The following is a 9,264-nucleotide window of genomic DNA, read 5'->3' on the forward strand; positions in this document are numbered from 1 at the left end:
GCAGCAAATCGTAAGTGACATCCCAGACGGTCGGTTGAGCAGACATGGGCCCGAATTCCCTTCGTGAGCGGACTTTTCACGCAGTGCGTGAGCGCGCCCACGCGGGTGTGCTCCACATGCTGCGTTAGATTCTCGGACCCAACTTGCTACTTGTCGATGTGGCGGCAGACATCGTCACGCGCCAAAGTCGGTGGTGGCCCACACCGTGGGCGAATCCACTACCGCGAGGCAGCGGCAATTGACCGACCCAGCTACTAACCCGCGGTAGCTCGCCGGGGCAGTTTCCAGCCCGGGCGGATGAAGTGGCAGGTGTAACCGCTGGGGTAACGCTCCAGGTAGTCCTGGTGCTCGGGCTCGGCCTCCCAGAAGTCGCCGGCCGGGCTGACCTCCGTGACGACTTTGCCCGGCCACAGACCGGACGCCTCCACGTCGGCGATGGTGTCCAGCGCGACGCGCTTCTGTTCGTCGTCGAGGTAGAAGATGGCCGACCGGTAACTCATCCCACGATCGTTGCCCTGCCGGTTCTTCGTCGTCGGATCGTGGATCTGGAAGAAGAATTCGAGCATCGTGCGGTAGTCGGTGACCGTGGGGTCGTAGATGATTTCGATGGCCTCGGCGTGCGTGCCGTGGTTGCGATAGGTCGCATTCGGGACGTCGCCACCCGTGTAGCCGACCCGGGTCGAAATCACGCCCGGCTGTTTGCGGATGAGGTCTTGCATCCCCCAGAAGCAGCCGCCGGCCAGGATCGCTTTTTGGGTGGTTGTCATTGCGTGCCTTCCTTGTCGGGCCTCGACTCGGGCAAACTCAAGCCCAGGCTACACTCCGCCGATGAGCTGCAACGGAGCCGCGAAATCATGAGCACGCAGGTGTTCTCCCGTAGCGAACTGGCTGCCGCATTCGAGAAATTCGAAGCGACCGTCGATGCGGCCGCGCAATCGCAGGACTGGGACGCGTGGGTCCAGCACTACACACCCGACGTCTTGTACATCGAACACGCGGCGGGCACCATGCACGGCCGCGACGAGGTTCGCGAGTGGATCCGGCGGACGATGGGCAGCTTTCCCGGCAGCCACATGGTCGCGTTCCCGTCGCTGTGGTCGGTGATCGACGAATCCAGCGGGCGCATCATCATGGAACTCGACAATCCGATGAAAGATCCGGGTGACGGCAGCGTCATCACCGCCACCAACATCTCGATCATCACCTACGCCGGGGACGGCCTGTGGCGTCAGCAGGAAGACATCTACAACCCGCTGCGCTTCGTGCAAGCCGCGATGAAGTGGTGCCAGAAGGCGAAGGAACTCGGCACCCTCGACGATGAGGCCGCGCAATTCATGCAGCAGTACGGAGGCGCCCGGTGAGCACCAAACCCGAGCTTGGCCCGAAGCTTGTCATAGGCGCCAACGGTTTTCTGGGCTCACACGTGACCCGCCAACTCGTCGCCGGCGGACATCAGGTGCGGGCCATGGTGCGTGCGGGTGCCAACACCCGATCCATCGACGACCTCGAACTCACCCGCTTCTACGGAGACGTGTTCGACACCGCCACGGTGCGCGAGGCGATGGACGGCGTCGACGACGTCTACTACTGCGTCGTCGACACCCGGGCGTGGCTGCGCGACACGGCGCCGTTGTTCCTCACCAACGTCGAAGGGCTGCGCAACGTCCTCGACGTCGCGGTGAAGCAGCCCGATCTGCGCAGGTTCATCTTCACCAGCACCTACGCGACCGTCGGCCGCCGGCACGGCCACGTGGCCACCGAGGACGACGTGATCAGCCCGCGGGGTCTGACACCGTACGTGCAATCCCGGGTCCAAGCCGAGAACCTGGTCATGCGCTACGTCGCCGAGGCCGGCCTGCCCGCCGTCGCGATGTGCGTGTCCACCACATACGGCGACGGCGACTGGGGCGGCACCCCGCACGGTGCGTTCATCGCCGGCGCGGTCTTCGGCAAGCTGCCGTTCCTGATGAACGGCATTCAGCTGGAAGTCGTCGGCGTCGACGATGCCGCCCGGGCCATGATTCTGGCGGCCGAACACGGCCGCATCGGGGAGCGGTACCTCGTCTCCGAGAAGATGATGAAGCTCAACGATTCGATCCGGATCGCGGCCGACGAGGCCGGCGTCCCGCCGCCGCAGCGCGCGATTTCGGTCCCGATGCTCTATGCCATGGCCGCGGCGGGAACCTTGAAGGCCAAGCTCACGGGTACGGATGCGCAACTCAGCCTGGCGTCGGTGCGGATGATGCGCGCCGAGGCCGACGTCGACAGCAGCAAGGCCAAGCGCGAATTAGGTTGGCAGCCGCGGCCGGTCGAGGAATCGATCCGCGAGGCGGCGCGGTTCTGGGCAGCGATGAAGACCCCGCGAAAAGACAAGCAGGACAGCAGCTTTACGCCGACCGAGTGACTTATCAGCCCGTTTCGGTGACGGAATCGGCTTTGATGCTGACGATAAAACGGGTCTCGGGTACACCGCTGAAGTTGGGGTAGGGCCGGCCCAGATATTGGTGCGAGAGGTCCTCGAAGCACGGGCTGGGGCGGCGCAGCAGGTCGATCAATCCGGCGGGCAGCGGTACGGACAACGGGACTCCTTCGGCGACGATTGCTTGCCGTCGGCCAACGTACCCGGAGGTAGCGTGGGAAGCCTCGGCCACCGATCGGTGTTGCACGCATTACCGCGTCTTCAGGAGGTAGGAAACCATGGCCCACCGCCAAGTCTTAGAGCCAAGCGCCGGACATCCGATCACCATCGAGCCGACGAAGGGACGGGTGCAGGTCCGCGTCAACGGCGAGGTCATCGCCGACACGACGGCCGCGCTCGAATTGCGCGAAGCGACTATCCCTGGGGTGCAATACATTCCGCTGGGCGACGTGGCTCAGGAGAGACTGACCCGCACGGACACCAGCACGTATTGCCCCTTCAAGGGCGACGCCAGCTACTACAGCGTGACGACCTCGGCCGGTGACACCGTCGACGACGTGATCTGGACCTACGAGCAGCCCTACCCGGCTGTCGCGGCGATCGCGGGGCATGTCGCCTTCTACCCGGACAAAGCCGAGATCACCGTCTCGGCTCAGTAGGGAGTCCACCCGGGAAGCGCGGCCTCGTGCGCCCGGGTGTCGCTGTAGAGGCGCATCGAGACGATCAGCCCGTCGCGGGTGTCGAAGATGCACACGAACGGGCTGTCATAGTCGGCGCCGTCGGTCGTGGTGCCGAAGGCTTGCGCCTCCACCACCACCGTCTCGCCCTCGTTGAGACAGCTCACCATGTCGATGGTCAGTTCGAGGTCGCGCTTGCGCCGCTCGATCGCCTGCCGAAAGGTCTTCTTGTCGCAGGAAGTGCGCGTGTGCAGGGTCCAATAGCTGAAGTCATCGCTGAGCAGCGCGAAGCCCTCGTCCAGATCGCCGCCCTCGCTCGTACTCTCCAGAAACATCCAAGCCAGTTCGCCCTGCGGGTCATCGAACGGCGTCGTCACAACGCAATATTGACTGGGGACATCGTTAGCGGTCAATCAGGGCAGAGAGTGATGCGGTGAAAAGCGAGCGTACGGTCGCGTTTCCCGGGGCGGCCAGCTTCGGGCACACCTTGGCGCCGCTGCGCCGGGGCCCCGGTGATCCATGCTTCCAGCTGCCCGGGGACGGCACGATCTGGCGGACGAGCCTGCTGCCGACGGGACCGGTGACGGCCCGGATCAGCCGAGTCGCCGCAGACACCGCGCATTGCGCGGCTTGGGGCAGCGGTGCGCCGGAGTTCCTCGATTCGCTGCCCGCGATGCTAGGCCTCGAGGATGACGCCTCCGATTTCGTGCCGACCGATCCGACGGTGGCCGCCGCGTACAGACGCGTCCCGCACCTTCGCCTGGGCCGCACCGGACAGGTGCTCGAAGCGTTGATCCCCGCCGTGATCGAGCAGCGGGTGCCCGGCGCCGACGCGTTTCGGTCATGGCGGCTGCTGGTGTCGAAGTACGGGACGCCGGCACCCGGTCCGGCGCCGGCCCGGATGCGGGTCCCGCCATCGGCCGAGGCGTGGCGCTACATCCCGTCGTGGGAGTTTCACCGCGCCAATGTCGATCCGAGACGCGCGCAGACCGTGGTGGGTTGCACGCGACGGGCGGGCGCGCTGGAACGGTTGGTATCGCTGCCGGCGGAGCAGGCCCGCCAAGCCCTCACATCGTTGCCGGGCGTGGGCGAGTGGACCGCCGCCGAAACCGCGCAACGGGCGTTCGGCGACGCCGATGCCGTTTCGGTGGGGGACTACCACGTCCCGAAGATGATCGGCTGGACCCTGGTGGGTCATCCGGTCGACGACGCGGGGATGCTCGAATTGCTCGAACCGATGCGGCCGCACCGCCAACGGGTGGTCCGGCTGCTCGAAGTCAGCGGGCTGGCCTACGAACCGCGGCGGGGCGCCCGGCTGCCGGTTCAGCAAATCCATTCGCTTTGATCCGTCGCGTTTTCCAGGTGGCCCACCGGGTACTCAACAGGACAAGTGTCAAATGCGAACTCCTTCAGAGGTACACAGGAAGGCAGTAATGACCCAGTTCACTATTCCGGGATTGACCGATAAGCAGGCCGCCAGGCTCAGCGAGTTGCTGCAAAAGCAGTTGAGCACCTACAACGATCTGCACCTCACGCTTAAGCATGTTCACTGGAATGTGGTTGGCCCGAACTTCATTGGCGTGCACGAGATGGTCGATCCGCAAGTGGAAGCGGTGCGCGGTTTCGCCGATGACGTCGCCGAACGCATTGCGGCCCTTGGTGCTTCGCCGCAGGGCACGCCGGGCGCCATCATCAAGGACCGCACCTGGGACGATTACTCGGTCGGGCGCGACACGGTGCAGGCGCACTTGGCGGCGCTTGATCTGGTCTACACCGGCGTCATCGAAGACATTCGCCAATCCATCGACGAGACAGACGAACTCGACCAGGTGACGCAGGACATGCTGATCGGGCAGGCGGGACACCTGGAGAAGTTCCAGTGGTTCGTCCGAGCGCACCTGGAGAGCTCGGGCGGGCAGCTGAGCCACGAGGGTAAGACCACCGAGAAGTCCGCCGCGCGCTCCGCGCGTCGCAAATCCTAGCTATCGCAGGATTATTCGGTTTCAGGGACCGCCGAGGCTGAGCGCGTACGCTCGGCTTCGGCGGTCTCCCTGTTAAGCCGCTGGGCTTCATAGATCGTGACGTTGGTCCGCGACATCACCAGTGCCGCTATCCCGACGGCCAGGATGGCTCCGGGCACCACCGAAAACGAACCCGTCATCTCCGCGACCATGATCATGATCGCCAGCGGCGCGCGAGCGACGCTGCCGAAACACGCCATCATCCCGACGACAACGAAAACACCGGGCTCGTGGGGAATCCCCGGGAGCGCGAGCAGCTCGCCCAGTCGCCAGACGGCGGCTCCCACGAAGGCGCCGATGACGATTCCCGGACCGAACAACCCGCCGGACCCACCGCTGCCGATCGACAACGACGTGGCGACGATCTTTGCGACCGGGAGCGCGAGCACGACCCACAACGGGATGTGCATGAGCGAATCTCGGGATGCCGCCAGCTGTGCCCAGCCGTAGCCGCTGCCCAGCACCTGGGGCACCAGCAGTCCCAGCAGGCCGACCAGCAAACCGCCGAGCGCCGGCTTGAGCAGGGGCGGAATGCGAAGCCGGTGCGCGAGTGACACGGTGAAGTGAAAGCATTCGGCGTACAGGTAGCCCACGGCCGCCGCGGCCAGACCGAGCACGACGAACCACAGCAGGGGCAAGGCCTTTTCGAAGCGATACTCGGCGTCGATGTAGCCGAAAAGCGGATCGAACCCCAGGAAGGCTCCGAGCACCGCATACGCGGTACCCGAGGTGATGAAGCCGGGCAGAAGGGATCGGTAGTCGAAGTCGTCGCGGTACGGGATCGATGCCGCTAGCACCGCCCCGCCCAATGGCGCGGCGAAGATCGCTCCGATCCCCGCGCCGATGCCCAATGCCACCGCGGTCCGGCCGTCCTCGTCGGACAGGTTTAGGCGTCGGGCCAGCAAGGAGCAGAAGCCGGCCGAGATCTGCGCGGTCGGCCCCTCGCGGCCGGCCGAACCACCCGAGCCGATGGTCAACATACTGCTCACCATCTTGACCAGCACCGCGCGGAAACGGATGGCGCGGGGATCGCTGTGCACGGCCTCGATGGCTTCATCGGTGCCGTGACCGGTCGCCTCCGGAGCGAACCGGGTGACGATCAGCGCGGACAGCAGCGCGCCGCCCGTCGTCACCAATGGAATCGCCCACGGACGCCGAAATCCGGCGGAACCGTGGCTGCCACCTTCGCCAACGGGCGTCGGGGTGTGGTAGTCCGCCAGGTACCCCAGCAGAAATTGGCCGGTGTACTTGAGCCCGAGATAGAAGACGACAGCGCCCAGGCCGGCGATGACACCGATGACGACGCCGAGGACCAACCATTTCTGCAGGTAGCCCGAGTGCCGGATCGCCGCCCCGAATCGTCCGCCTGCACCGAAAGCCGAGGCGAAGGAGGGATGGGGTTTGTCTTCCGCGGGCTCGCTCACGATTCAGGCCCGCCGCGCGATTTCTGCCGAGGTCCCCCGAGCACCAGGCAATCTTATTCAGAGCGGTGACTCGTCACGACTCGGTGGAGCCGGAATAAATGGACTGCAGTCCGGTTATACCGGCAGATATCACGAACGAGGAGGTAAACATGCCTGCTGTCACCGCGAACACCCTGACGCTGCCGCGGGTGGGCGCCGCCGCGCCCACCGACACCGAGCGGCCCGTCCGATCGATCACCACCGGCCCGCGAGGCCACGAGGGCGAGGGCTTTCCCGTCGTCCGCGCGTTTGCCGGCGTCAGCGCCGCCGCGCTGGATCCCTTCGTGCACATGGACCAAATGGGCGAGGTGGAATATCAGCCGGGAGAGCCCAGGGGTACGGACTGGCATCCGCATCGCGGCTTCGAAACCGTCACCTACATGATCGACGGCAAGTTCGCGCATCAGGACTCCCATGGCGGCGGCGGCCTGATCGCCGACGGTGCGACCCAGTGGATGACGGCCGGTTCGGGAATCCTGCACATCGAGACGCCGCCGGCCGAACTGGTCGACAGCGGGGGACTGTTCCACGGCATCCAGCTGTGGGTGAACCTGCCGAAGAAGGACAAGTTCGTGCCACCCCGGTATCAGGCCATCGAAGGTGGCGACGCGAAGTTGTTGACCTCCGACGACGGGGGGTCGCTGCTCCGCATCATCGCCGGTGAGATCGATGGGCACCGGGGACCCGGGATCACCCACACGCCAATCACATTGGCGCACGCCACGATTGAAAGTGGCGCGCGGCTCAACATTCCGTGGCGGCGTGACTTCAACGCACTGCTGTACGTGTTGTCCGGAAACGGATATGTGGGTCCGTTGGCGCACCCGATTCACCAGGGTCAGCTGGCGGTCCTCGGGCCCGGCGACCGGATCACCGTGGGTGCCGACGCGGTCCAGGATTCGCGGCGCACGACCGCGCTGGAGGTGCTGCTGCTGGGCGGGCAGCCGATTCGCGAACCGGTATTCCACTACGGCCCATTTGTGATGAACTCGCGCGCCGAATTGATAGAGGCGCTGCAGGACTATCAGGCCGGGAAGTTCGGCAGCATTCCGCCAAATGCGTTAATGCCGCATCGCGGGAGTGGCACACTTCCCTAATGGCGCCTACGGGGAGTCGCCGGCCGGGCAGACCGCCCGCCGCGAAGGCAGATGAGACACGGCAGCGAATATTGCAAGCCGGGCGTCTTGTGTTCAGCGAACGCGGCTATGACGGCGCAACTTTCCAAGCAATTGCGGCGCGTGCCGATCTCACGCGGCCGGCGATCAACCACTACTTCTCCAGCAAACGGGCGCTGTACCGGGAGGTGTTGGAGGACACCAACAGATCCATCCTCGGCGTCGGCATGGAGTGGGCGGACCGCGAGACCACGCTGGTGGCACGGCTGACGGCTTTCATCTCCGCGGCCGTGAAAGCGAATACCGAAAACCCGTCCGGATCGGCTTTCATAATCACCGGAATACTTGAATCCCAACGGCATCCGGAATTAAGCGGAACCGAGAACGATTCGGTGCGGATTGCTCGTGAATTCTTGTTGAACGTGGTCAACGACGCAATCGAGCGCCGCGAGATCGCCACCAGTGTCGATGTACCGGCATTGATCGAATCGTTGCTCGTCATACTGTGTGGCGTCGGTTTGTACGCGGGTTACGTCGAGAGCTACCAGAGCATGTTGGCGATCACCGGAACGCTGCGGCAGCTCCTGGAAGGCGTGTTCTGGCAGCCTGAGGATTGACGCGACACGGGCGAGTGAGGTCGCGCACAAACCGTATAGTTTGCCTAACTTATACGGGTACGATGGTGGGGTCATGACTGATCTCAATGACTCCCCACTGCCTGAATCGCGCAGAACCGCGGGCGATTCGTGGGCCATCACCGAACTTGTGGGCGCCACCGCGTTGGGTGTCGCCGCGTCGCGCGCTGCAGAAACCGCCGGGACCAATCCGCTGATTCGCGACGAATTCGCGCGGCTCCTGGTTTCGTCCGCCGGCCCCGCCTGGGCCCGGCTGGCTGACCCGGAGCTGACCTGGCTCGACGGTGACCAGCACGGACGGCGCGCACATCGAACCGGCATCGACTACCAGGCCGTGCGCACCCACTTCTTCGACGAGTACTTCGCCGACGCCGTCAGCGCCGGAATTCGGCAAGTGGTGATTCTGGCGGCGGGCCTGGATTCGCGGGCCTACCGCCTGGACTGGCCGACCGGGACCGTGGTCTACGAGATCGACCAGCCCAAGGTGCTGGAGTACAAGACCGGAATTCTGCAGCAGCACGGGTCCGTCCCCACCGCGATTCGGCGGCCGGTTCCCGCGGATCTGCGCGATGACTGGCCGGCGGCCCTGACCAGCGCCGGTTTCGACGCCACCCAGCCGACGGCGTGGCTGGCCGAAGGACTGCTGCCCTACCTGCCGAGCGACGCCCAGGACCGGCTGTTCGAGCTGTTTACCGGGCTGAGCGCGCCGGGTAGCCAGGTTGCTGTCGAGGTGTTCGGCATCAACTCGCGGAGCAACTCGCAACGCTGGCTGCGGATGCGGGAACGGCTCGGTCTGGACGTCAACGTCCAGGCGCTGACCTACCACGAACCCGACCGTTCGGACGCCGCTCAGTGGCTGACGGACCACGGCTGGCACGTCCACAGTGTGGACAATCGGGACGAGATGGCCAGGCTGGGCCGCTCGGTCCCCGAC

12 protein-coding genes are annotated in these 9,264 nt (G+C 65.3%); 8 read left to right on the plus strand and 4 right to left on the minus strand.

All coding sequences use genetic code 11. The features are described from left to right. Positions 1-254 precede the first annotated feature (254 nt). Positions 255-767: a peptide-methionine (S)-S-oxide reductase MsrA gene (msrA, locus tag JOZ00_RS00645; RefSeq protein WP_293338417.1), complete on the minus strand. Its 513-nt coding sequence runs from the start codon at positions 765-767 to the stop codon at positions 255-257. An 87-nt stretch (positions 768-854) separates the two neighbouring features. Here msrA and JOZ00_RS00650 point away from each other — a divergent pair, with 87 nt between their 5' ends. After that, the gene (locus JOZ00_RS00650) at positions 855-1,361 is read left to right on the plus strand and encodes a nuclear transport factor 2 family protein (protein WP_293338419.1); all 507 of its coding nucleotides are present in this window, start codon (positions 855-857) and stop codon (positions 1,359-1,361) included. Beyond that, complete coding sequence (locus JOZ00_RS00655) at positions 1,358-2,404, plus strand: NAD-dependent epimerase/dehydratase family protein (protein WP_293338421.1); 1,047 nt, start codon at positions 1,358-1,360, stop codon at positions 2,402-2,404. Before JOZ00_RS00650 ends, JOZ00_RS00655 begins: the two co-directional genes overlap by 4 nt. 4 nt (positions 2,405-2,408) lie before the next feature. On the opposite strand, the gene JOZ00_RS00660 is transcribed toward JOZ00_RS00655, so the two are convergent. Then, entirely contained in the window at positions 2,409-2,579 is a 171-nt protein-coding gene (locus JOZ00_RS00660) for a hypothetical protein (protein ID WP_293338423.1), read from the minus strand. 118 nt (positions 2,580-2,697) lie between these two features. Here JOZ00_RS00660 and JOZ00_RS00665 point away from each other — a divergent pair, with 118 nt between their 5' ends. After that, entirely contained in the window at positions 2,698-3,078 is a 381-nt protein-coding gene (locus tag JOZ00_RS00665) for a DUF427 domain-containing protein (RefSeq protein ID WP_293338425.1), read from the plus strand. Here JOZ00_RS00665 and JOZ00_RS00670 read toward each other — a convergent pair. Next, a complete protein-coding gene (locus JOZ00_RS00670) occupies positions 3,072-3,473 on the minus strand; it encodes a nuclear transport factor 2 family protein (RefSeq protein WP_293338427.1) in 402 nt (133 codons plus the stop codon). The genes JOZ00_RS00665 and JOZ00_RS00670 overlap by 7 nt on opposite strands. Positions 3,474-3,529: 56 nt before the next feature. Between JOZ00_RS00670 and JOZ00_RS00675 the strand changes: the two genes are divergently transcribed. Both JOZ00_RS00675 and JOZ00_RS00680 read left to right on the plus strand, forming a co-directional pair. Further along, positions 3,530-4,441 (plus strand): DNA-3-methyladenine glycosylase 2 family protein, encoded by a 912-nt coding sequence (locus JOZ00_RS00675; RefSeq protein WP_293338429.1) that lies wholly within the window; start codon positions 3,530-3,532, stop codon positions 4,439-4,441. Between the two features lie 88 nt (positions 4,442-4,529). Continuing rightward, positions 4,530-5,078: a DNA starvation/stationary phase protection protein gene (locus JOZ00_RS00680; RefSeq protein ID WP_293338431.1), complete on the plus strand. Its 549-nt coding sequence runs from the start codon at positions 4,530-4,532 to the stop codon at positions 5,076-5,078. Between the two features lie 11 nt (positions 5,079-5,089). Here the strand turns inward: JOZ00_RS00680 and JOZ00_RS00685 are convergent, their stop codons facing one another. Then, positions 5,090-6,541, minus strand: coding sequence for a chloride channel protein (locus JOZ00_RS00685; RefSeq protein ID WP_293338433.1), 1,452 nt, complete (start codon positions 6,539-6,541; stop codon positions 5,090-5,092). A gap of 149 nt (positions 6,542-6,690) precedes the next feature. Between JOZ00_RS00685 and JOZ00_RS00690 the strand changes: the two genes are divergently transcribed. The 3 genes from JOZ00_RS00690 to JOZ00_RS00700 all read left to right on the plus strand — a co-directional run. Continuing rightward, the gene (locus JOZ00_RS00690) at positions 6,691-7,677 is read left to right on the plus strand and encodes a pirin family protein (RefSeq protein ID WP_293338434.1); all 987 of its coding nucleotides are present in this window, start codon (positions 6,691-6,693) and stop codon (positions 7,675-7,677) included. Continuing rightward, positions 7,677-8,312, plus strand: a complete 636-nt coding sequence (locus JOZ00_RS00695; protein ID WP_293338436.1) for a TetR/AcrR family transcriptional regulator — start codon at positions 7,677-7,679, stop codon at positions 8,310-8,312. Before JOZ00_RS00690 ends, JOZ00_RS00695 begins: the two co-directional genes overlap by 1 nt. A 73-nt stretch (positions 8,313-8,385) precedes the next feature. Next, a partial coding sequence (locus JOZ00_RS00700) for a class I SAM-dependent methyltransferase (RefSeq protein WP_293338438.1) occupies positions 8,386-9,264 on the plus strand: 879 nt, incomplete at its 3' end.

It is taken from the genome of Mycobacterium sp. (assembly GCF_019243155.1).
GTDB lineage: Bacteria > Actinomycetota > Actinomycetes > Mycobacteriales > Mycobacteriaceae > Mycobacterium.